Origin of the sequence: Micromonospora sp. NPDC005710 (assembly GCF_040630995.1) — a bacterium.
Lineage (GTDB): Bacteria > Actinomycetota > Actinomycetes > Mycobacteriales > Micromonosporaceae > Micromonospora.
In genome coordinates, this window is the sequence record NZ_JBEXYP010000007.1 from 98,672 (window position 1) to 121,396 (window position 22,725).

At 73.0% G+C, this 22,725-nt stretch carries 20 protein-coding genes; 8 read left to right on the forward strand and 12 right to left on the reverse strand.

All coding sequences use genetic code 11. The annotated features are described in order from the left end of the window. Positions 1–46 precede the first annotated feature (46 nt). The gene (locus tag ABZ406_RS11910; RefSeq protein WP_357759288.1) at positions 47–1,492 is read right to left on the reverse strand and encodes an alpha-amylase family glycosyl hydrolase; all 1,446 of its coding nucleotides are present in this window, start codon (positions 1,490–1,492) and stop codon (positions 47–49) included. 278 nt (positions 1,493–1,770) lie between these two features. Here ABZ406_RS11910 and ABZ406_RS11915 point away from each other — a divergent pair, with 278 nt between their 5' ends. Genes ABZ406_RS11915 through ABZ406_RS11930 form a run of 4 tightly spaced genes read left to right on the forward strand, consistent with a single transcriptional unit; the run spans position 1,771 to position 6,457 of the window. Then, complete coding sequence (locus ABZ406_RS11915; protein WP_357759291.1) at positions 1,771–3,420, forward strand: hypothetical protein; 1,650 nt, start codon at positions 1,771–1,773, stop codon at positions 3,418–3,420. Beyond that, on the forward strand, positions 3,420–4,883 hold the full coding sequence (locus ABZ406_RS11920; RefSeq protein WP_357759294.1) for an NADH-ubiquinone oxidoreductase-F iron-sulfur binding region domain-containing protein: 1,464 nt from the start codon (positions 3,420–3,422) through the stop codon (positions 4,881–4,883). Before ABZ406_RS11915 ends, ABZ406_RS11920 begins: the two co-directional genes overlap by 1 nt. 51 nt (positions 4,884–4,934) lie before the next feature. Next, positions 4,935–5,552, forward strand: coding sequence for a redoxin family protein (locus tag ABZ406_RS11925; RefSeq protein ID WP_357759297.1), 618 nt, complete (start codon positions 4,935–4,937; stop codon positions 5,550–5,552). Then, complete coding sequence (locus ABZ406_RS11930; protein WP_357759300.1) at positions 5,549–6,457, forward strand: cytochrome c biogenesis CcdA family protein; 909 nt, start codon at positions 5,549–5,551, stop codon at positions 6,455–6,457. Before ABZ406_RS11925 ends, ABZ406_RS11930 begins: the two co-directional genes overlap by 4 nt. A gap of 6 nt (positions 6,458–6,463) precedes the next feature. On the opposite strand, the gene serS is transcribed toward ABZ406_RS11930, so the two are convergent. From serS to ABZ406_RS11955, 5 genes are all read right to left on the reverse strand, one after another. Then, on the reverse strand, positions 6,464–7,747 hold the full coding sequence (gene serS, locus ABZ406_RS11935) for a serine--tRNA ligase (protein WP_357759303.1): 1,284 nt from the start codon (positions 7,745–7,747) through the stop codon (positions 6,464–6,466). A gap of 97 nt (positions 7,748–7,844) precedes the next feature. Further along, positions 7,845–8,927, reverse strand: coding sequence for a MerR family transcriptional regulator (locus ABZ406_RS11940; RefSeq protein WP_357759306.1), 1,083 nt, complete (start codon positions 8,925–8,927; stop codon positions 7,845–7,847). A 25-nt stretch (positions 8,928–8,952) separates the two neighbouring features. Beyond that, positions 8,953–10,134 (reverse strand): saccharopine dehydrogenase NADP-binding domain-containing protein, encoded by a 1,182-nt coding sequence (locus ABZ406_RS11945; protein ID WP_357759309.1) that lies wholly within the window; start codon positions 10,132–10,134, stop codon positions 8,953–8,955. A 51-nt stretch (positions 10,135–10,185) separates the two neighbouring features. Beyond that, positions 10,186–11,334 (reverse strand): alcohol dehydrogenase catalytic domain-containing protein, encoded by a 1,149-nt coding sequence (locus ABZ406_RS11950; RefSeq protein ID WP_357759312.1) that lies wholly within the window; start codon positions 11,332–11,334, stop codon positions 10,186–10,188. Next, entirely contained in the window at positions 11,331–11,771 is a 441-nt protein-coding gene (locus tag ABZ406_RS11955) for a hypothetical protein (RefSeq protein WP_357759315.1), read from the reverse strand. Before ABZ406_RS11955 ends, ABZ406_RS11950 begins: the two co-directional genes overlap by 4 nt. A gap of 144 nt (positions 11,772–11,915) precedes the next feature. Between ABZ406_RS11955 and ABZ406_RS11960 the strand changes: the two genes are divergently transcribed. After that, the gene (locus ABZ406_RS11960) at positions 11,916–14,762 is read left to right on the forward strand and encodes a LuxR C-terminal-related transcriptional regulator (protein ID WP_357759317.1); all 2,847 of its coding nucleotides are present in this window, start codon (positions 11,916–11,918) and stop codon (positions 14,760–14,762) included. Positions 14,763–14,767: 5 nt separating this feature from the next. On the opposite strand, the gene ABZ406_RS11965 is transcribed toward ABZ406_RS11960, so the two are convergent. From ABZ406_RS11965 to ABZ406_RS11975, 3 genes are all read right to left on the reverse strand, one after another. Continuing rightward, positions 14,768–15,316, reverse strand: a complete 549-nt coding sequence (locus ABZ406_RS11965) for a DsbA family protein (RefSeq protein WP_357759320.1) — start codon at positions 15,314–15,316, stop codon at positions 14,768–14,770. After that, positions 15,313–15,810, reverse strand: a complete 498-nt coding sequence (locus tag ABZ406_RS11970) for a redoxin domain-containing protein (protein ID WP_357759323.1) — start codon at positions 15,808–15,810, stop codon at positions 15,313–15,315. The genes ABZ406_RS11965 and ABZ406_RS11970 overlap by 4 nt, the downstream gene beginning before the upstream one ends. A 79-nt stretch (positions 15,811–15,889) precedes the next feature. After that, a complete protein-coding gene (locus ABZ406_RS11975) occupies positions 15,890–16,576 on the reverse strand; it encodes a BON domain-containing protein (protein WP_357759326.1) in 687 nt (228 codons plus the stop codon). Positions 16,577–16,932: 356 nt separating this feature from the next. On the opposite strand from ABZ406_RS11975, the gene ABZ406_RS11980 reads away from it, so the two are divergent. Continuing rightward, on the forward strand, positions 16,933–19,686 hold the full coding sequence (locus tag ABZ406_RS11980; protein ID WP_357759328.1) for a cellulose binding domain-containing protein: 2,754 nt from the start codon (positions 16,933–16,935) through the stop codon (positions 19,684–19,686). Between the two features lie 153 nt (positions 19,687–19,839). On the opposite strand, the gene ABZ406_RS11985 is transcribed toward ABZ406_RS11980, so the two are convergent. Together ABZ406_RS11985 and ABZ406_RS11990 are read right to left on the reverse strand one after the other, a co-directional pair. Continuing rightward, positions 19,840–20,238: a hypothetical protein gene (locus tag ABZ406_RS11985; protein ID WP_357759331.1), complete on the reverse strand. Its 399-nt coding sequence runs from the start codon at positions 20,236–20,238 to the stop codon at positions 19,840–19,842. Positions 20,239–20,392: 154 nt separating this feature from the next. Next, the gene (locus ABZ406_RS11990) at positions 20,393–20,530 is read right to left on the reverse strand and encodes a hypothetical protein (RefSeq protein WP_357759334.1); all 138 of its coding nucleotides are present in this window, start codon (positions 20,528–20,530) and stop codon (positions 20,393–20,395) included. 384 nt (positions 20,531–20,914) lie between these two features. On the opposite strand from ABZ406_RS11990, the gene ABZ406_RS11995 reads away from it, so the two are divergent. Both ABZ406_RS11995 and ABZ406_RS12000 read left to right on the forward strand, forming a co-directional pair. Then, on the forward strand, positions 20,915–21,277 hold the full coding sequence (locus ABZ406_RS11995; protein ID WP_357759337.1) for an STAS domain-containing protein: 363 nt from the start codon (positions 20,915–20,917) through the stop codon (positions 21,275–21,277). Between the two features lie 282 nt (positions 21,278–21,559). Beyond that, the gene (locus ABZ406_RS12000) at positions 21,560–22,024 is read left to right on the forward strand and encodes an SRPBCC family protein (RefSeq protein WP_357759340.1); all 465 of its coding nucleotides are present in this window, start codon (positions 21,560–21,562) and stop codon (positions 22,022–22,024) included. Between the two features lie 137 nt (positions 22,025–22,161). Here the strand turns inward: ABZ406_RS12000 and ABZ406_RS12005 are convergent, their stop codons facing one another. Next, positions 22,162–22,671 carry a hypothetical protein gene (locus tag ABZ406_RS12005; protein ID WP_357759343.1) on the reverse strand — a complete coding sequence of 170 codons (510 nt, stop codon included), beginning with the start codon at positions 22,669–22,671 and terminating at the stop codon, positions 22,162–22,164. Positions 22,672–22,725: the final 54 nt, after the last annotated feature.

Sequence of the window (22,725 nt, forward strand, 5' to 3'; positions counted from 1 at the left end):
GGGCCCCCGGTTCGGCGAGACCCGCCGTCCGGAGGCCCCTGCCGCATCAGATCCGGGCGCCGATGTGGACGGCCACGGCGTCGTGCGCCGGCACGTTCGCCGCGAACCAGCCGCTACCGTCCACCGTGATCACCGGCCCGCTGCACGTGCCTCCCGTGTACGTGCCGTGGATGACGTCGCAGTACCGGCCGGCGGGCAACCCCGTGTAGTAGGAACGGCCGTTCACCGCCGCGTCCTCGTCGTTGACGGTGATGAAGCCCTTGCCGCTGCGGCTGAACGCGATGTGGTTGTTGCCGTTGTCGTACCAGTTGGCCACGCCGGCGCCCTCGGTCGCGTTGCGGAAGCCGACCATGTTGGCGATCACCGGCCAGCGGTGTTCACACTCCCAGCCCGAGTAGCAGGTGGTGTTGAGCGTCTTGTCGGCGCCGTCCGACGGTGGGCCGGCGTCCCGGTTGCTGAAGGTGTAGCTGGACATGACGGTCGGGGAGCCGTACGGCCAGGCCAGCATGAACGCGTTCGCCAGCGCGTAGATGCCCCGGTCCCGATAGGTCAACACCCCGCTGGAGTCGCGCTGGGTGTCGTGGTTGTCGACGAACACCGAGGCCGGGCCGGTGGGCAGGTGCCCCCAGCCCTCGCCGAAGTTGCGCAGGTACGCCAACCGCTCGGAGCGGAACACCCGGGCCAGGTCCTTGCCGTAACGGAACTCGTGCACGTCACCGTTGCCGGTGTACTCGGTCGGCTGGACCGGCTCGCCGGCCCCGTAGATGACCTCCTGCACGAGGTACGCCGAGCGGGACAGCTTGCCCCTGATGGCCGCGATGTCGGCGGCCGGCATGTGCTTGCTGGCGTCCAGCCGGAAGCCGTCCACACCGAGTGCGAGCAGGTCGTTGAGGTACGCGGCGATCTTCGTACGGACGTAGTCCGACTCGGTCGACAGGTCCGAGAGGTTGACCAGTTCACAGTTCTGCACCTCGTACCTGTCGTTGTAGTTGGCGATGTCGTCGCCGCCGTTGCGCCCGCAGTGGTGGAAGTCCTGGGTCTGGTAGATGCCCGGGTAGTCGTAGTGCGAGTAGGACGAGCCGGCCCAGCCGGTGCCGCCGTTGGCCTGTCCGGACATGTGGTTGATCACCGCGTCGACGATCACCTTGACCCCGGCCGCGTGGCAGGTGTTCACCATCGACTGGAACTGGGCCCGGGTGCCCTTGCGGGACTCGACCCGATAGCTGACCGGCTGGTACGCCAGCCACCACTGGTTGCCCCGCACGTGCTCCTGCGGGGGCGAGACCTGTACGTAGCCGTAGCCCTTCGGGCCGAGGGTGCTCTGGCACTCGCTGGCCACCGAGGGCCAGTTCCACTCGAAGAGCTGGACGATCACCTTCTTGCCGCCGGACGGGGCGGCGACGGCCGGGGGTGCCGTCACGGTGGCGGGAACGAGCAGGCTGGCGATCAGGCCGAGGGCGAGGAGCGCCGTGCCGCGTCGACGTCGGTGCATGGGGACTCCTGACGGGAGCGGGAGCGGGGGTGGTGGTGCGGTGGGGGAGAGCCGGCTTGCCGGAATCTTGCAAGCCTGGCTGAAATTTGCTGAAAGGTTACAAGCGTGTTGCAGCCACTGTCAATGCATGGACGGTGGTCACTGTTCAGGTCCGTGGGTGGAAGCGGGTACAACGCACTGCCGCGCCCCTCGGTTCGATTCCGGCAGAGAAATTTCCGCCGGCAGGTGATCCGCACGCCCCGCCGGTCCGTACTGGATGGGGGAGCAGGGGTCGGCCGGTGGTACGCCGCCGCGAGACGATCGAGGAGCAGATGGCCCGGGCACAGCAGGACAAGAAGGCGGCGACGGTCCGGACCAGCACCAGCAGTCGGGGGGTGCGGACCCCGTCGCGGTCGGCGAGCGCCCTGCTGATCGCGTCGGTGTTCGCCGCGCTCTGGGCGGCGGTCATGTTGACCGGAGCCGGCCAGACGGCGTACGCGTACGGCTTCTTCTTCACCGAGTTCTTCGCCGGCGTGGTCTCACTGGTCGCGCTGAGCCTCACCGTGATGCTCGGCCTGCTCGCCACCGACCGGCTGGTGCTGCGCATCTCGCACCGGGTGCTGTTGCAGTCGGCGCACCGGGCCACCGGCGTGCTGGGCGTGGCCGGGCTCGGCTTCCACGTCCTCACCAAGGTCGCCACCGGGCGGGCGGCGCCGACCGACGCGCTGGTGCCGTTCGTCGGAGGGCGAGGGCTCTACGTCGGGCTCGGCACGGTGGCCGCACTGCTGATGGTCAGCGTGATCTGGACCGGCATCATCCGGGCCCGCTTCGCCGGCGTCGGTCCGAAGTGGCTGTGGCGCACGCTGCACTCCACCGCGTACCTGGCCTGGCCGTTCGCCATCCTGCACGGCCTCAACGCCGGTCGGGCCGCGAAGCCCTGGGTGGTGTTCAGCTACCTCGGCTGCATCCTGCTCGTGGTGCTGGCCCTGCTGGTCCGGTTCTCGGTCACCATCGGTCGGCGCAGCCGCGAGCAGCACCAGGCCGCGGTGCGCAACGCGGTGATGGCCGGCCGCGCCGAGGAGGCGAAGACCGCCCGATCGCTGCTGGCCGGGTTGGGTCGACGCAGCAAGGCTGCCGACAAGCGTCCCGCCTGGGCGGAGACCACCACCGCCACCTGGGCCGCGCCGGCCGCACGGCGTGATCCCGAACGGTTCACCGTCCCGGTGGTGCCCGAACCCGGTTCCCTCGTCGAGTCGACCCGGCCGAGTCGACGTCGGCGGGAGGAGGAGCCCGCCGCCCGCCGCGACACCGAACGGTCCTCGCGCAGCCGGCGTTCCGAGGAGACCACCACCACCACCCGATCGGCTCGCCGCAGCGTGGAGGAGACCGGCACCCGCCGACGCGACGAGGAAGAGCTGGAGCCGGTGACCCGGCGACGCGGCTCCCGTACCCGGGACGAGGAAGTGCCGACCCGACGGCGGCGTGCCGACGAGCCGGTCGCCGAACGGTCCGGACGCCGGTCCCGCAGCGAGGACGACGGCAGCCGCTACTCGGCGCCGCCGCAGCCGGCCCTCGACGAGGCCGAGGAGCCGTGGGACAGCCCGCGCCGCTGGCAGGCCGACGAGCCGATCTCCGCCGGCCCGGTCTCCGCGGAGCCGATCTCGGCCGGCCCGGTCTCCGGCAGCCCCATCTCGTCGGCGCCGCGCAGCGGCAGTGCCCGGCACAGCGTCGAGGACGACCTGCCCGAGGAGCCGGACTACTGGCGCCCGCCGGCCCGGTACGTGCCGGACGAGGTGGCGCCGCCCGTCGACGACACCCCGACCCTGGTCGACCTGGCGTCCCGCCGTGCCCGCCGGGCAGCCGGCGAGGGCCGGTCCAAGCGGCGCAAGGCCAGCGCCGACGCGGTGGACGGCGCGTACTGGGCCGGGCTGCGGGGTGAGGCGAAGTGATGCGGACAGCAGTGCCACCCGTCGCCTGTGTGGGCGAGCCCCGGCTCACCGCAGGCTTCGCCGAGTACGGCCGGCTCGACCTGCTCGCGCACGAGGAGGTGCACGGCCCGATCGGCCCGATGGAGCCCGCGCAGCTGCTCCAACTCGCCGAGGGCATGCAGCTCAAGGGAAAGGGCGGGGCCGGGTTCCCGTTCGCCCGCAAGATGCGCGCGGTGCTGGAGTCCTGCGAGCGGCAGGACCTCGCCGCCGTGGTCGTGGTCAACGCCAGCGAGGGGGAGCCGGCCAGCTGGAAGGACAAGGTGCTGCTGACCCGCGCGCCGCACCTGGTCCTGGACGGCGCGGCGCTCACCGCGTACGCGCTGGACGCCGAGGAGATCGTGATCGGCGTCGCTGACGACGGGGTCGGCCGGGACTCGCTGATGGAGGCTCTCGAAGAGCGCCGGATGCCGGTGCAGACGACCATCGTCACGGTGCCGCACCGGTTCATCTCCGGCGAGGGCGGCGCGCTCGTCAACGGGATCAACGGGCTCCCGCACATCCCGCCGGGCACCAAGAAGCGCTCCAGCGACTCCGGGGTCAGCGGCCTGCCCACCCTGCTCTCCAACGCCGAGACGTTCGCCCAGCTCGCCGTTGGCGCCCGCCTGGGCCCGTACGAGTACGCCGCGCTGGGCACCGACGACGAGCCGGGCACCGTGCTGCTCACGGTGACCGGAGCGGCGGGCCGACCGGCGGTGGTGGAGTGCACCGCCGGCATGCCGTTGCGCGACGTCCTCGACCTGTGCGAGGTGCCCGAGGTCCAGGGCATCCTGATGGGCGGCTACCACGGAAAGTGGATCACCCCGGAGGCGGCGGACACGGCCGAGGTGTCCCGCAAGGGCCTGGCAGCGGTCGGCGGCACGCTCGGCGCGGGCATCATCATCCCGATCGGCATCGACACCTGCCCGCTCGGTGAGGCCGCCCAGGTGGTGCGCTACCTGGCCGGCGAGTCCGCCGGCCAGTGCGGGCCGTGCAAGATGGGCCTGCCCGACCTGGCCCGCGCCGTCGACCTGGCCGTCGCCGGCAGCCAACCGGCGGACGTGGTGCGCGCCGCCGCCGGCGAGGTGAAGGGCCGGGGGGCGTGCAGCCACCCGGACGGCACCGCCCGGTTCGCGCTCTCCGCGATCGAGGTCTTCACCGAGGACCTGCGTCTGCACAGCACAGGTGACGGCTGCGGCCGACGGGTCAAGGGCGTGATGGGGCTGCCGGGTGCCCCCGACGCGAACCCGCAGAAGCTCACCCTGGACTGGTCGCGCTGCGACGGACACGGCCTGTGCGCGCACGTCGTACCGGACTTCATCCGGCTCGACGCGAACGGATTTCCCGCCTTCCCGGCCACCCCCGTGCCGACGTGGCTGCGGGAGGGCGCGCTGAAGGCGGTCAAGCTCTGCCCGGAGCTGGCACTCCGACTCGCCACTGCCGAATAGCGAAGCCACGGGCCCAGAAAGAGTCCCTTCCGGACCGAAACGGAGAAGCGGATGCGGATCGGCATGGCGTGGACAGGGACCGGGCAGCTACGTCGAGCCGCCGCCGCCGGGGTGCTCGTGGTGGCCCTGTCCGGCAGCGCCGCCTGTACCGGCACCGCACCGGGTGGGCCCACCGCCGCCGGATCGGCCACCGCCCCGACCGGCGCACCGACCACGCCGACCAGCGCACCCACCACCGCCCCACCCGCCGGTCCGGCTCCGGTCCCGGACGTGCTGCGCTTCACCGGGACCACCCTCGGCGGGACCGCGTTCGACGCGGCGCAGCTCGCCGGCAGACCGGTGGTGCTGTGGTTCTGGGCCCCGTGGTGCGCCACCTGCGCCAGTCAGGCCTGGACGGTGGCCGAGATCGCACCGAAGTACCGGGACACAGTGCCGATCGTCGGCGTCGCCGGGCTGGGCGAGCGGAAGGCCATGAAGGAGTTCGTCACCGAGTTCGACCTCGGCGCGACGCCACAGATCGAGGACACCAGGGGCGCGCTCTGGAAGCGGTTCAAGGTGACCGAGCAGAGCATCTTCGTGATCATCGACCGGGACGGCGCGGTCGTCCACAAGGGCTTCCTGGACGGTGAGGCGCTCACCGCCAAGGTCACCGCACTGGCCGGGGCGTGACCGGCGCACTGCTGCTCGCGCTGACCGCCGGCATGCTCGGCGCGGTCAACCCGTGCGGCTTCGCGTTGCTGCCCGCGTACCTCTCGTTGTTGGTCGCCGGGACGTCGGACACCCGCGGCGCGGTCGGCCGCGCGCTCACCGCGGCGGCCGGGCTGACAGTGGGGTACGTGCTGGTGTTCGGTGCGTTCGGCCTGGCGCTCGCGCCGCTGGCCGGCTGGCTGCGGCCCCGGCTGCCGTGGCTGACCGTGGCGCTCGGCGTGCTGCTGGTGGTGGCCGGCTGCTGGTTGCTCGCCGGTCGGCGGCTGCCCGCCCCCGGCTGGTCCGCGCGGGCACCCCGGCTGACCCGGTCCTGGCCGTCGATGGCGATGTTCGGCGCGGCGTACGCGCTGGCGTCGCTCGGCTGCGCCATCGCGCCGTTCCTGGCCATCGTGGTGACCAGCCTCCAGGCCGGCTCGACCGGTCAGGGGTTGGCGCTGTTCGGCGCGTACGCCCTCGGGATGGGTCTGGTGGTCGCGGTCGCCGCGCTCGGGGTGGCGTTGCTGCGCGACGGTCTGGTGGCCCGGCTGCGCGTCGCGGGCGCGCTGGTGCCCCGCCTCAGTGGGCTGGTGCTGCTGCTCGCCGGCGGCTACGTCGCCTGGTACGGCTGGTACGAGATCAGGCTCGCCGCCGACCGCCGCGACGCCCTGCGCGACCCGATCATCCAGGCGGCGTCCCAGCTGCAACACACGGTGGCCGGCGCCCTGGACGCGGCAGGCCCAGCACTGCTGCTCGCAGCCCTGGCGGTCCTCCTCCTCGCCGCAGCCCTGACCCGCCGCCCCCGCCCCGTCGATCTTGCAGTTTCGGTGGCGACAAAAGCCGCGGACAGCCCCACAACGGGGACCGAAACTGCAAGATCGACGGGGTGACGGGGTCTAGCGCGGGGTCAGGCGGTCGGTTCCCAGGCGATCCTGGAGGGCCTTGGGGATCAGGACACTGCCGTCGGCCTGCTGGTACTGCTCTAGGATGGCCGGGAAGAGCCGGCTGGTGGCCAGCGCCGACCCGTTGAGGGTGTGCACGAAGCGCGTCTGCTTGCCGCCCGGCTCGCGGTAACGGATTGCTGCCCGGCGGGCCTGGTAGTCACCGGCCCAGGAAACCGACGACACCTCCTTGTACTTGCCGGTGCTCGGCATCCACACCTCGATGTCGAGGGTCTTCTTCATCGACGCGCTGGCGTCACCGGCCGAGAGCAGCGTGCGCTGGTAGTGCAGACCCAGCCCCTCGACCAGGCTCTCGGCGTGGTCGAGCATCTCCTCCAGTGCCGCGTCGGCCTGCTCCGGCAACGTGAACTGGAAGATCTCCACCTTGTTGAACTGGTGCCCCCGCACCGTGCCGCGCTCGTCCGAGTGCGAGCCGGCCGACTCCCGCCGGTAGCACGGGGTGTACGCGAACGCCTTCAGCGGCAGCTTCGGGGTCTCCAGGATCTCGTCCTGGTACGCGCCGAGGATCGCCGTCTCCGACGTGGGCAGCAGGAACTGGCCACGCGGGGCGGACGCCGAGTCCAGGTGGTAGACGTCGTCGTAGAACTTGGGGAACTGCCCGGCGGCGAAGCCGGCCGAGTCGAGCAGCAGGTGCGGCGGGAGCAGGAACTCGTACCCGGCCTTGATGTGCTGGTCGATGAAGTAGTTCAGCAGCGCCCACTCCAGGCGCGCACCGATGCCCGTGTAGATCCAGAAACCGGACCCGCCGAGCTTGACGCCGCGCTCGTAGTCGACGAGGCCCAGCGCACGGCTCAACTCCACGTGGTCGCGGACCTTCTCGATCACCGGAGGCTCACCGAAGGTCTTCACCACCCGGTTGGCTTCCTTGCCGCCGGCCACCACGTCGTCGCTGGGCAGGTTGGGCAGCTCACTCATCGCGTCACGCAGCCGAGCCTGCACCTCGTCCAGCTGGGACTCCAGCTCGGCGAGCTGCTGACGCTCGGACTCCGGTGCGGCGGCCTGCGGCTCCTCGCCGGCCCGCTTCGCCTGCGCGTACGCCCGGGCCTCGGCCTTGCGGCGCTGCCGCTCGGCGTCGATCCCCGTGATGAGGGCGCGGCGTTCCTGGTCGAGCCGCTGGATCTCGTCCAGGGCCCGGGTGACCTCGGCGGGATCCAGACGCTTCGCCAGCGCGGTCGCCACCGCCTCGCGATCCTTCCGGATCAACTCCATGTCGAGCATGCTGCTCCGTACGCCTCCGTCCGGGGTTCACAGGTGAACCACCAGATGCTACCGTCGCGGGCTTTTCGTCCCCGGACGGGGAGTGCCGGCCGCCGCCTCAGAGCCGGATCGGCATGAGCACCGAGTAGGTGTCCGCGTCGTCCGGCCGGCGGACGGCCAGCGGGGCGATCGGTCCGTCCAGCTCCAGCACCAGTTGCGGCGCGCCCGCCGCGTCCAGCGCGTCCAGGAGGTAGCCGCCGTCCACCCCGACGCGCAGCGCGTCGGAGCCCACGTCGGCGGCGGGAAGCAGTCGCAGCCCACCCTGGTCGTCGACGCCGAGCACGGTGACCTGCCGGGTCGTACCGTCCTGGTCGAGGGCGACCCGGGGGGCCGCCGGGTCGGCGAGCGCGGCGCGAAGCGCGGCCACGTCCACCGGAATCCGGCGGGCGGTCGGCCGCTCGCCGACGGCCTTGCGCAGCAGCCGGTGGTAGTCGGGGAAGTCGTACGGCAGGGCGGTGCCGGTCACCGTGCTGTCGGCCACCCGCACCCGCAGATCCGCGCCCGCCACGGTCAGCCGTACCGGCCAGGTGTCGGCCGTGTCGAGCAGTGGCCGGAGCTGGTCGACGAGGGCCACCGGCACGAACACCCGCACCGGCGGACCGTCGACGTCGGCCCCGGCCCGGGCCAGCGCGAGCCGGAACCTGTCGGTGGCGACGAACCGGACACCGTCGGGCTCCACGTCGAACAGCACGCCGGCGAGCATCGGCAACTCGCTGTCGACGCCGACGGCGAAGCGCACCGCGTCGAGCGCGGCGGCCAGAGCGGCGGGGGAGAGCAGGAGCGTGGTGGCGGTCGGCGGGGCCGGGTCCACCAGGGCCCGGAGCCGTTCGACCTCACGGCGGGCGTCGCTGAGCCCGTCGGCGAGCCGGCGCAGGTGCGCGTCGAGCAGGTGGTGCACCACTGCCGGTTCGGCGCGTACCGCGGCGGCGATCTCCGGCACCGGCATGCCGATCCGCCGCAACCCGGCCACCAGCCGGGCCGGGGCGATCTGCTCCCCGGCGTACCAGCGGTAGCCGGTCACCGGGTCGACGAGAGTCGGCTCCAGCACCCCCGCCGAATCGTAGAAGCGCAGGGCGCTGACGGTCAGGCCGCTGGCCCGGGCCAGCTCGCCGATGCTGTGCAGGTCGCTCACGTCGGGCATCCTGCCCCCTCGACCCGGTCGAGGGTCAAGCCGAACGCTCGAGCACCCGGAAGGTGAGGCCGGCGCGGACGAGCCGGTCGAGCAGCGCGTCACCCATCGCGGCGACGGGGGTGAGCTGGCCGGCGGTCGGCGGCAGCTGGTCGAGCGCCAGGCACAGCGCCGACTCGGAGAGCATCTTCGCCGTCTCGTCGTAGCCGGGATCACCGCCGGCCACCTCGGTGACCACCCGCTGCCCGCCGCCGGTGCCCACGAACCGGACCCGGAACCAGGACGACGCCCGTTGCTGTGCGGTGGGCCCCTGCCCGGACGCGAGCCGCCCGAGCAGCCAGCGCCGGCTGGGCGGCAGCTTCACCAGCCCGATCAGCGTGCCGAGCCCGGCCGCGCCGACCAGCACCGTGGGCAGCCGCTTCACCGCCGCGAAGTGCCGGTAGCGGAAGTCCGGACCGTATTCCGGGCGGGCCGCTGCCGAACGGCGCACCACCTGCGGATCGATGGTCGGCAGCGGCACGGTCCAGATGCCCAGCTCCGCCGAGCGGGCGAGCCGGCCGGGCACCGCCCGGACCCGCCGGTCGGTGGGGCGCGGCTCGACCGCCCGACGGTCCCGGGCGGCCTGGCTGGCCTGCCCGGTACGGGAGAACGCGGTGAGCGCCGAGTGGTAGGTGCCGGCGGAGAACCGGCCGCCGGCCCGCACGTACCCGTCCACAGTGATCGGCACGTCCGCGGGCAACTGCTTGACGGTGAACCAGGCGCCCAGGTCGTGCGGGACGGAGTCGAAGCCGCACGCGTGCACCAGCCGCGCGCCGGTGCGGGTCGCCTCGGCGTGGTGCCGCACGTACATGAGATCGACGAACTCCGGCTCGCCGGTGATGTCCAGGTAGTCGGTGCCGGCCGTGGCGCAGGCCGCGACGAGCGGCTCCCCGTGGTGGACGTACGGGCCGACAGTGCTGGCCACCACCCGGGCGCTCTCCGCCACCGCCCGAAGGGAGTCGGCGTCGGTCACGTCGGCGGTGAGCAGCGGCAGGTCGGCGAGGCCCGCGTCGATGGCGACGAGCCGATCCCGTACGGCGGCGAGGCGCTGCGGGTTGCGCCCGGCCAGCGCCCAACGCAGCTCGGCCGGCGCGTGTCGGGCCAGGTATTCGGCCGTCAGACCGCCGGTGAACCCGGTCGCCCCGAACAACACCACGTCGTACGTTCGCTCCACCGCCATCCCCGGAGTCTGCCATCTGCCGGCGACGATGAGGTGATCACGATCGGGGGGTCAGGGAGTGAACACGGTGCGTACGCAGCCGTCGGCCCGGTCCCGGAACAGCGCGTACCCCTCGGGGCCCCGGGCCAGCGGCAGCCGGTGGGTGGCCAGGTGTTCGGTCGGCAACTCGTCGCGGGCCATCCGGTCCAGCAGCATCGGCACGTTCCGCAGATCCGGTCGACCGGCGCCGCGCAGCGTGAGCCGCCGCTCGGCCAGCGCACCCAGCGGGAACGCGTCGACGAACCCGCCCGTCCCGCCGAGGACCACCACCACGCCGCTCTTGCGGCACGAGTGCACCGCCTCCCGCAGCGCGTCCGGTCGGTCGGCGTGCTGGCCGCCGAACCGGTCGACCATCGAACGGGCCGGCGGCGTGCCGACCGCCACCACGCACACGTCGGGCCCGCGCCCACCGCTGCGGTCGCGCAGCTCGGCGGCGACATCGGTGCGGCGGTAGTCGAGCGGCTCGGCGTCGGCGTACCGCTCGGCCATCCGCAACCGGTCGTCGTGCCGGTCCACGACAAGCACCCGGGAGGCGCCGCGCAGCACCGCCGCCCGTGCTGTCAACTGGCCCACCGCGCCGGCGCCCCAGATCGCCACCACGTCGCCCTGACGCACCGCACCCAACTCGGTGGCGAGCCACCCGGTCGGTGCCGCGTCGGCGGCGAACACCGCCCGGTCGTCGTCGACGGCGTCCGGCACCCGGAACGCGCTGTCGTCGGCGTACGGCACCCGCACGTACTCGGCATGACCGCCGGCGAAGCCGCCGGCCGCGCGGGGCCGCCCGAAGCAGCCGGCGTCGGAGTGGGCCCGGTCGGGGTCGGTGCTGGCCAGGTCGGCGCGGGCGTTGTCGCAGCAGGAGTGCAGACCCCGGCGGCAGTACCAGCAGCCGCCACAGGCCACTCCCGCGCCGACGACCACCCGATCGCCGGCGCGGTGTCGGCGGACCCCGGGGCCGACCTCGACCACCTCGCCCAGGAACTCCGCGCCGAACACGTCGCCGGCCCGCAGCAGCGGGTGCCGGCCGGCCAGCAGCGGCAGGTCACCCCCGCTGGTGGCGCTGCGCCGGACCCGGACGATGACGTCCCGCTCGTTGCGCAGCTCCGGGTCGGGCACCTCGCGTACCGCCAGCTCGCCGGCGGCCACCCAGCACAGCGCCCTCACCCGTGGGCTCCGGGGCGGTCCAGCGCGGAGCGGTCCGCGCGGAGCACCTCGCCGGCCTCCACCCGTTGCTTGACCTGGCGCAACGCCCGGCGGACCAGCAGACCCGTGTCGTCCCCGACCAGGTGCGCGGCCAGCCCGGTGGGCGGGGTGACGCCGGCCAGCGGCCTCGCGGCCAGCTCGGTGCCCCGGTCGCCGGGCGCGGGCCGCACCCGCACCTCCACCGCACCGTCCAGGCGGCGCAGCGGCTCCGGCCAACGGCCGTGCGGAAGCACCTGCTCCGGCGGCCGGTCGACGGTCACCACCTCCCACCGGGCCGGCGCCCGGGCGTCGCCGTCCGCGCCCGGTCGGCCACCTCGATGGGGTACGCGCAGCAACCGCGCCGCCCCGGCCAGCGCAGCGCCGCCCAGGGCGGGTCCCACCCGCGTCAGCCGTCCCATCGGTACCACCCGTCCTCCCGGTTCACGTCCCCCGATCGTCGGTCGCGGTCGGGTGAAGCGCGCTCGCCCGGAAGGGGTGAACCGGCCCGCGTCGGGTAACCGCTCGCCGACCGGGGGCGGAGCGCGTGGTGGGGGTGGGGCCGGGTGCCGGAACAGAATCACGTACGGGTCGAGCCGGCTCCGGGGCCGCCGCTGTTGGCGTCCCGGCTGACGCCGGCCGTGCCGCCGCAGCCGGTGGTGGCCCGGCCCCGCCTGCTGCGGCGCTTGGACGAGGGCAGCACCGGACCTGTCACGGTGGTGGCCGCCCCCGCCGGCTGGGGAAAGACCACCCTGCTCGCCTCCTGGGTGCGGCTGGGTGCTGCTCCGCCCGACGTGGAGCCGGGCGCTGTGGTGCCGGACTCCGGTGACCTGTCGGTGTCCTCCGCCGACGATCCGGTCTCGGCGTGGATGTCGGTGGAGTCCGGCGACGACGCCGACCGGCTGTGGGCGTACCTCGCCGCGGCGCTGCGATCGGCTACCGGGTCGGCGCAGGACGGCCCGGTCCCCGAAGGGCCGCCCCGCCCCGACCAGTTGGAGGCGCTGGCCGCCAGGCTGGCCGCCGCCGACCGTCCGGTGCTGCTGGTCCTGGATGACCTGCACCGGGTTGCCGACCCGGCGGCGTTGACTGGCCTGGAGTTCCTGCTCCGGCATGCCGGCCGCCGGCTGCGACTGGTGATCGGGGCTCGGGCCGGACTGCACCTGCCACTGCACCGGCTCCGGCTGGCCGGCGAGCTGACCGAGATCGGCCCGGACGAGTTGGCGTTCACCGACGACGAGGTGGCCGACCTGCTCACCGCCCACGCCGCCGCGCTTCCGGCGACGGCGGTGCACCGGCTGCGGGAACGCACCGGCGGCTGGCCGGCGGCGCTGCGCATCGCTGCCCTGGCGGTCCGCGCACAGCCCGACCCGGAGCGCTGGGTGGCGCAGTTCGGCGGAGACCAACCGGAGATCGCCGGTTACCTGCACGAGGAGGTGCTCGCGACGCTCGCCCCGGCCGAGGCGGACCTGCTCCGCCGTACCGCGGTCGTGGACAGCGTCTGCGCCGACCTGGCCGGAGCCCTGACCGGCCGACCCGACGCCGGTCAGGTGCTTGCCGACCTGGCCGGCACCGGTGGTCTGCTGCACCGGGACGACACCCGGCCGCCGTGGTACCGGTGCGAGTCACTCCTCGCCGACCTGCTCCGCGCCGACCTGGGCCGGTTGCCCGTCGACGAGCTGCGCGAGCTGCACGTCCGGGCCGCCGACTGGTACGCGGGCGACGGCCGGCCCGCCGACGCTCTGCGGCATGCCCTGGCCGCTGGCCGCTGGGACCTGGCCGGCGACCTGTTCGTCGCACACTGGCCGGAGCTGACCCGCTACGACCGGGACCGGGTGCACGCCCCGGCATCCGCGCCGCCGCCGAACGAGGTGATCCGCGCCGACCCGGAGGTGGCGTTGGCGTGTGCCGCCGAGCGGGCGTACGCCGGTGACCTCCCGGCTGCCGCCGGGCACCTGCGGGTCGCCGCCGGGCATGCCGCCGGTCTGCCGGTGCCGCGCCGGGACCGGTTTTTGCGGCTGGTCACCGCGCTGGAGCTGACAGTGGCCCGGCTCGGCGACGACCGGGCCGAGGTCCGGGCCGCCGCCGCTCGCCTGTTGCGCACCCGCCCCGCGGAGGCCACGCCGACCCGGGTGCCGGTCGGGGCGACCGGTTCCGCGCCGACGGCCGGTGGTGGCGGCGCGGCCGACGACCTGGACCTGCGGGCGTTCACCGGCACCGCGCTGGGGCTCGTCGAACTGGCCGACGGCGCGCTGCCCACCGCCCGCTTCGTCAGGGCCCGGGCGGCGGCCCGGGAAGCCGGCCGGCCGCGAACCGAGCTGGTCGCCGCGAGCCGTGCCGCGCTGCTCCTCGCCGTGCGCGGCGAGCTGCGGGCGGCCGAGCAGGCCGCCCGGGACTCGCTCGGCATGCCGCCCTGTCGGGGTTGGTCCTGTCGGCTCGACTGCGGCTACGCGTACCTGGCTCTCACCGTGGTGGCACTGCTGCGTGACCAACCCGAAGAGGCCGCCGCGAACCTCGCCCTCGCTCTTCCGGCGCTCGACGTGGCGGGCGGCTGGTCCGGCGACCCCGAGATCGGTGACGACTGGAGCGCCGGCGCTGCCGGCGAACCGGTGGCCGCAGCCGTGGCAGCGCTGTGCCGGGCGCACCTGCACCGCGACTCCGGCGACCCCGCCACCGGCCAGCGGCTGCTCGTGCTGGCCCGGGAGGCGCTGGCCGACACACCGTCCGCCGCCGATTTGACAGCTCTGTTGCGGGCCGCCGAAGCCGAACTGCGGGCCGCGCGGGGCGACCTGGACTCCGCCCGTGACCTGCTGACCGGTGCCGCCGACGACGGGGCCGACCCGGGGCTCGCGGTGGCGATGGCGAAGGTGCAGCTACTGGCCGGGGACCCCGCCGCCGCCGGGCGGACCCTGCCGGACTGGCAGGCCCCGGCCGCCACTGCCTGGCCGCTACCGGTACGCCTGGACGCGGGGCTGCTGGACGCGGTGCTGGCCGAGGGCGCCGGGGACGGGCGTCGGGCGGGGCGCATCCTGGAGCAGACGCTCGACCTGGCCGGCCCGCAGGGCTGCCGACGGGTCTTCACCCGCGCCGCACCACAGGTGCGGGATCTGCTGGCCGCGCACCTGGACGCGGGCACCGCGCACTTCGCGCTGGTCGGTGACCTGGTGCGGGGCGCGGGGCAGAGCACCGCCGGGCCGGCCGTCGGGCCGAGAGGCACGCTCGACGAGCCGCTCACCGAGCGGGAGTTGACCATCCTGCGGTACCTGCAGAGCATCCTGTCCAACGTGGAGATCGCCAGTGAGCTGTCCCTGTCGGTCAACACGGTGAAGACCCACGTCCGCAACATCTACCGCAAACTCGACGCGACCCGCCGGCGCGAGGCGGTCCGGCGGGCGCGCGAGTTGCGACTGATCTGAGCGGGTCAGGGGTTGGCGGCGGCGTCCACAGCGGTCAGCAGGTCGGGTAGGTCGTACCCGCCCTCGTGCCGGACACCGTTGACGAACAGGGTGGGGGTGCCGTTCACCCCGCTGCGGATGCCTCCCACGAAGTCCCGGCGCACCCGGTCCGCGTGCGCCCGGTTCTCCACCTCGGCGTTCAACTCGTCCGGCGGCAACCCGACCTGCTCGACACCGAGCGAGAGGTGCACCGGGTCGAGTTGGTCCTGGTGCTCGTAGAGCCAGTCGTGCATCTCCCAGAACCGGCCCCGCACCCCGGCGGCCTCGGCCGTCTCGGCGGCGCGCTCGGCGTACGGGTGCACGTTGGCGATCGGGAAGTACCGGTAGACCAACCGGACGGTGTCCGCCCGCTGCCGCAGCAACTCGTGCAGATTCGGGTACGCCGCACCGCAGAACTGGCACTGGAAGTCGCCGTACTCGACGACTGTCACCGCCGCGTCGGCCGGCCCCCGCACGTGGTCCTCGGTGGTCACCGGGTCCCGAAGTCGGGCGGTCACCTGCAGTGGCGTGCTCATCCGGCCATCACCTTCCGCTCGGCGGCGAGTTGGTCCAGCGCGTCGAAGATGCCGTCGGCGCCGGGGTTGACGTCGGGTGGGGACAGGTAGCTCCAGGTCACCGTCCCCTCCGGGTCCAGCACCACGAGCGCGCGGGCCGCCTCACCCTTCGGCATGTACGCCCCGTAGCTGCGGGCCACCTCACCCTTCGGCTCGAAGTCGGCAAGCAGCGGAAACTCGATGCCCCGGCTCTCCGCGAACGCCCGGTGCGACCAGATGCTGTCCACCGACAGGCCGAGCACCGCCGCTCGGTACTGGGCGAAGACGGGTGCCGCCGACTGGTAGAGCGACATCTGGTCACCGCAGACAGGGCTCCAGTCAGCGGGGTAGAAGGCGAGCACGACCGGCCGTCCACGGAACTGCTCAGGCCCCAGCAGAGCCCCGTCCGGGGTCGCCGGCAGTGTGAAACCGGGCGCGGTACGCCCCGGCTGGATCAGCCCGTTCGGATCACTCATGTGGCCAGCCTGCTTCCGGGGTGGGTGAGGCCGCCTCACCCACCCCGGGTGGTTCCGCGCTCGGGCGGCCCGCGCCCGGTCAGCGCAGCACCGGGGCGACGGCGATGTGGTTCTGCACCTCCCGGATGCCCGGCGCGGACCAGGCGACCTGCTCGACCTCGACCCGTTCCGGCATCGAGTGCACCAAGCCGGCGAGGATCGCCGTGTCGCCGTGCACCCGGACGCTGATCCGTTCGGCCTCGGTCGCTCCGGCCCGGGCGAGGGCGTCGACGATCCGGTCGGCAAGGTCGCGGCCGTCCGGTGCGGTGGCCGGTCGGACGACGACGCCGTTGCTCACCCCACGGACGCCGGTGAGCCGGGAGACGGCCCGTTCGGCGGCGCGGCGCTGGTACTCCCACTCGACGTCGCCGTGCAGTGTCACCCAGCCGGCCGAGACGGTGACCTGGAGCTTCTCGATGGGCACGAACGCGTCCCACTCCAGCCCGTGGCTGGCCGCGGCGGCCAGGTCGCTGTCGGAGCGCTCGGTGTCGTTGGTGAGCTGCACTGCCACGTCGTTGGCGACCGCCCGGACCGAGGCGACCCGGTGGGCGGCCCGTTCGGCGGCCCACTTCTTGGCGTAGCTGTCCACTCGGCCGGTCAGGGTGACGACGCCCTCGGCGACTGTCACGCCGATCTCGTGTGGCTGGACCCGTGGTTCCCAGGTCAGCTCGTCGAGCACGGCGGACTGGATGTCCTGGTCGGTGCGGTTGATCTCCGCGATGGCCATCTGTCCCTCCTCCGCTGTTCCGGTGGCGGACCGGGTGGTGGCCGCGGCCGGAGGTCCGCCGTGCCGCGATCGTCCCGCCGTCCCGGGTGAGCCGTCCTCGCCCGGACCGGGTGACGGCCGGGTCGGACCTGGCGCAACCTGTCGGACGAACGGACGAACATCGATGATGGGAGCGCTTCCATAGTGGGCTGCTTTCGGTTACGGTAATCGCGTTCCTCGATCGCGGGAGCCGTCGCGTCGGGTGGTGGAGCCAGGGCAGCTCTTCCCGTCCCCGTCGTCGTGCTCGTCCCCCGGGCCACGGCGCATCCCAGGCGATCGACCCCGTCCCCCGGGGCTCCACCCGAGAGGAACCGCAGATGCGGAGAAGTCTCGCCGGCACTGTCGTGTCCGTGCTGGCCGCCGCCACAGCAGTCGTGGCGGTCCCGTTCACCGCCGCTGGGTCGGCCCCCACCCCGGCCGCAGCTGAGGCGTACACCTGGAAGAACGTCCCGGTGGGCGGCGGTGGCTTCGTACCCGGCATCGTCTTCAACCCCACCGAGAAGAACCTGATCTACGCGCGCACCGACATCGGCGGGGCGTACCGCTGGGACCAGACCAGCCAGTCCTGGACGCCGCTGCTCGACTGGGTCGGCGCCGACCGGTGGGGCTACAACGGCGTGGTCAGCATCGCCACCGACCCGGTGCAGACCAACCGGGTGTACGCCGCCGTCGGCATGTACACGAACGGCTGGGACCCGAACAACGGCGCGATCCTGCGCTCGGCCGACAAGGGTGCCACCTGGCAGGCCACCGAGCTGCCGTTCAAGAACGGTGGCAACATGCCGGGCCGGGGAATGGGGGAGCGGCTCGCCGTCGACCCCAACCGGAACAGCATCGTGTACTACGGCGCCGAGGGCGGCAACGGGCTCTGGCGCAGCACCGACCACGGCGTGACCTGGGCCCGCGTCGCCGCCTTCCCCAACGTCGGCAACTACCGGGCCGACCCCGGCGACCCGAACGGCTACAACGGGCAGAACCAGGGCCTGACCTGGGTCAGTTTCGACAAGAGCACCGGCGCCGCCGGCTCCACCACGCAGACGATCTACGTGGGCGTGGCGGACAAGGAGAACCCGGTCTACCGCAGCACCGACGGTGGCGTCACCTGGTCGCGCATCCCCGGTCAACCCACCGGGTACCTGGCCCACAAGGGCGTCGTCGACCCGGTCGGCGGTCACCTCTACATCGCCACCAGCGACACCGGCGGCCCGTACGACGGCGGCAAGGGAGACGTCTGGAAGTTCACCAGGTCCACAGGTGCCTGGACGCGGATCAGCCCGGTGCCCTCCACGAGCGCCGACGCCTACTTCGGCTACAGCGGGCTGACCATCGACCGGCAACGTCCGAACACCCTGATGGTGGCCACCCAGGTCTCCTGGTGGCCGGACGCCATCTTCTTCCGCAGCACCGACGGCGGGGCGAGTTGGACGCGGATCTGGGACTTCACGAACTATCCGCAGAGGTCACGCCGCTACACCATGGACATCAGCTCGGTGCCCTGGTTGACCTTCGGCCTCAACCCGGCACCCCCGGAGGACACGCCCAAGCTCGGCTGGATGAACGAGTCGGTGGAGATCGACCCGCACGACTCCAACCGCATGATGTACGGCACCGGCGCCACCATCTACGGCACCACCGACCTGACCAGGTGGGACACCGGTGGTCAGCTCACCCTCCGGCCCATGGTCAGAGGGCTGGAGGAGACCGCCGTCCTCGACCTGATCAGCCCGCCCAGCGGCGCACCCCTGATCAGCGCGCTCGGCGACGTCGGCGGCTTCCGACACACCGACCTGGACGCGATCCCGTCGATGCTGTTCACCCAGCCGGTCTTCACGACCACCACCAGCCTGGACTACGCCGAGAGCAAGCCCGCCGTGCTGGTACGCGCCGGCAGCTTCACCGACGCCGACCGGCCCAACGACAGTCATGTCGCCTTCTCCACCGACGGTGGCGCCACCTGGTTCCAGGGCACCGAACCGTCCGGGGTCAACGTGGGCGGCACGGTGGCCGCCGCGGCCGACGGCAGCCGCTTCGTGTGGGCTCCCGGTGACGCGGGCCAACGGGTCGTCCACTCGGTCGGGTTCGGCAACTCCTGGGCAGCGTCCACGGGCATTCCGGCGAACGCCACGATCGAGTCCGACCGGGTCGACCCCACCCGGTTCTACGGCTTTAGCGGCGGGCGTTTCTACCTGAGCACCGACGGCGGAGCCAGCTTTGCCCCGACCGCGGCGACCGGGCTGCCCAGCACCGACGTGCGGTTCAAGGCCCTGCCGGGCCGGGCCGGCGAACTGTGGCTGGCCGGCCCCGGCGGTCTGTGGCGCTCCACCGACTCCGGTGCCAGTTTCACCAGGCTGGCCGGCGTCAGCGCCTCCGGCAACGTGGGTTTCGGCAAGGCGGCACCCGGGAGGACCAACCCCGCCGTGTTCCTCTACGGCACAGTCGACGGTCAACCGGGCGTGCACCGCTCCGACGACGCCGGCACGACCTGGGTACGCGTCAACGACGACCGCCACCAGTACGGCAATCCGACCGAGGCACTCACCGGCGACCCGCGCGTCTACGGACGGGTCTACCTCGGCACCAACGGTCGCGGCATCCTGGTCGCCGACCGCGCCGGCGGTGAACCCCCCACCACGCCGCCCCCCACCACGCCGCCCCCCACCACGCCCCCGCCCACCACGCCCCCGCCGACCACGCCGCCCCCGACCACGCCCCCGCCCACCACGCCGCCCCCGACCACTCCGCCCCCGACCACGCCCCCGCCGTCTGCCGGCTGCGCGGCGACCTATCGGGTGACCGGCTCCTGGTCAGGCGGTTTCCAGGCCGAGTTGGTCGTCCGCAACACCGGAAGCGCCCCCATCGCCGGTTGGACGCTGGGCTGGACCTTCGCCGACGGGCAGCGGATCGACCAGTTCTGGGGCGGCACCCACACCCAGACCGGCGCGGCCGTGTCGGTCCGGGACAGCGGCTGGAACGGCGCGCTCGCCGCCGGGGCCAGCACCACGGCGGGTTTCCTCGGCTCGTGGACCGGACGCAACACGTCCCCGGCCGCCGTCACCTGCACCAGTCGCTGAGCAGGTGATCCGGGCCGAGGGCTCGGGTCACCACCAGACACCGGTCCGCCGGGCCGCCTGAGGGGTCCGGCACCCGGCGGACCGGTTCCACCCCGGCACCACGGCGGGCCCCGCTCGACCTGAGTCGATCGGGGCCCGCCGTGGTGCTGTCGTTCAGACTGCCGGGGAGCTGGGACGGTCGACGTCGACGAACTCCACGTCCTCGACGGCACGGTCGTCCCGGCTGCCGGCGGCCCGCGCGGCGGAGCCGACGGCCCAGCCGACCGCCGCGCCGACGAGCGCGGCGCCGATCAGGAGCGTCCAGGGCAGTGCCGGCTGGCGGCCGGCGAGCGCGTCGAAGGCCAGCGAGGCGCGGCGTCGAGCCTCCTCGGCCGCCGATCCCACCAGGTCACCCGCCCCGTCGGCGAGGTCGCTGCTGTTCTGGCGAGCCGAGCGGGCGGTGTCCCGCACACTGTCTCCGGCGTAGCTGACGGCGGAGAGCAGATGCTCCCAGGCCTGGTCCGCGATCCGCTCCGGCTTGCTGCGGCGGTCCAGCAGGTTGGTTCCGAACATCGTGGTTACCTCCTCAGGTACCGAAGCCGCCGGCCACTTCGGACTTCGGCGTCTTTCCAGCGCGTCACGGTGTCGCCTACCCCGCAGTGCCCCGCGTCAACCGGACGCAAACCCCGACCACCGTGGAGCAGCGGCAGCTCGGCGGGTGGCCGTCTCAGCGCACCGTTGAGACGGCCACGCCCCGGGCGAAGTCGTCATCGTCGTCATCGTCGTCCCCGCCACCAAAACCGCAGGCCAGGACGAGGGCAAGCAGAACACCGACGCCAGCCAGCCCAGCAAGTCGCTTGATCATCGAAGATCCTCTCCGTCGCTGTGGTGTCCCGGCCGATGCTAGGGCGCGTCGGCAACCACTGGCGCGGATCGCGCCGACCGGCGGTGGCGACACGCCGACGGCACGCGGGGCGGCGGTCGTGGTGGGCCGGTTGTCGGTTGAGCCGGCGCCGGACCGCTACCCTGGTCCGGCGGCGCGCCGGTCACGACCGATCGGCGGCGCTCAAATAACAAAAAGTCTTGAGTAATCAGATACTGAAAAGTACGGATATGGGCTGCTTTGTGGGCCCGGATCCGCGAATTGCTCATCCCGAGGGGTGGCGACCGAGGCCGTCGGAGGAATACTCTCGGTCGCGGCCCGCGTACTGATGAGGCGCCCGGGGGACGGGCGGGTGGAGGTGCTCGCGTGAGCCTGTCGATCGTGAAGTCGGTCCTGTCCGGAGGTGTCGTGGAGATCGCCCCACGGGGTGAGATCGACGTCGACACAGCGTACGAGGTGCGCGAAGCGATCGCAGAGGTGCTGGCCAAGGGCCGCCCCCTGCGCATCGAGCTCAACATGAGGTTGGTCACCTTCATCGACTCGGTGGGCATCAGTGCCATGGTCGCCGGCTTCCAGACCGCCGAGGTCAGCGACGTCAAGCTGGCCGTCACACAGCCGAGCCGTTTCGTGCACCGCCAGCTCTGGGTGACCGGCCTGCTCGGCCTCTTCGGTGCTCCGGAGCCCTACTTCGCCGGCGCGGTCACCCCCGAGGTGCTCCCCGGCGCCTGAGCGCGCCGCGGCACCCAGTGAGGGTTGCTCGTCCAAGCCGGTCAGGTCGATGTCGGTCGCCTCGGTGACCACCCGGACGGCCGTCACCGACGCGTACCCTGCGGCCAGCAACGCCACGTCCGTACCCGCTCTGCGGCCTGCCTCGGCCACCGTCATCTGACCTGACCGACGCTGGCCAGGCCGTCCAGTCGGGCCGCTCCGGCTCGATGCTGAGGGCTCCGGGCGTTGCCAGGCAGACATCGGTACGGCACGATCGGGCGACAAACGACGGCGGGAGACGGTGTGCTCAGCAGCGACACGTTCAGCTACACCGTCCAGGCCCGGTGTTCACTCGCCGAGGCGGCCGCACTGCTCAGCGACCTCACCCGGCAGGGCGAACTGCATCCGCTGATCGTCCGGGTCCGCCAGGTGCCGCCCCGGCCGGGCGCCCTGGCCAGCTACACGATCAACGACAGGTTGGCGGCCGGTCCGCTGCGCTTCCGGACCACCTACCACGCGGACGTGCTGGTCAGCGAGGCCGACGAGATCGTCATGGTGGCCCGCCAGTGGCCGGCCACGACAGTGCGCAACCACACCCGACTGCACGCCGAGGCGGACGGCCTGGTCCGCATCGATGTCGAGATCACCCTGACCGCGCCGACGCCGCTGTTCCGCTACGCGTTCCGCCAGGCCCGGGCCGCTCACCTAGCCCTCGCCACCCGGCTGGGCGCGGCCCTCGACCGCCCCAACAATCCCCCCCACCCCTAACCCACCCCCGAACCCCACCCCGCCCGCTGCCGCCGATCTTGCAGTCTCGGTTGTCGATATCCGAGGGATGCCCCAAATGTCGGCACAGTAAGTGCAAGATCGACGAGTCGCGCGGGGCGGGGCAGGGCGGGGTGCCGCTAGATCTTTGCTGAGGCGCGATAACGGCTCGGGCGGGCGGTTCGAGCGGTGGTGCGCCGGCCCCACGGCTTGTACGTGGACAGCACCGTCGCGATGATCATCAGGCTGGTCGACACCGCCGGCGCGATGACCAGGTCGGCGCGCTCGCGTGCGGGCAGGGCGGCACCGACCGCTCCGGCGTGGCGCAGGTTCGGGGTGAGCAGGAACAGCACCAGCCCGACCATCACCGTGGTGAGTACGAGTTTCACCAGCACCCAGCGGTGGCGCAGCAGGCCCCACGGGGTGAGCAGCGAACTGGCGACGCCGATCAGCCAGACCAGGACGCTCAGCGGCGCGAACAGCACGGTGCCGACCAGGGCGGTCACCGGATAGACCACCGCCGGGTCGGCGCCCCGCTGGACGGCGATGCCGAGGGTGAGCAGCACCAGGTCGGCGCCCAGCCAGCCGAGCGAGGTGACGAGGTGCAGTGTGAGCAGCGCCTTGCGGGTGGTGGGTCGGATCCGAGGCATACCGCGATGCTGCCCGCCGGCCCTTGCCGGGTCGTCCGACGAGCGACGACATCA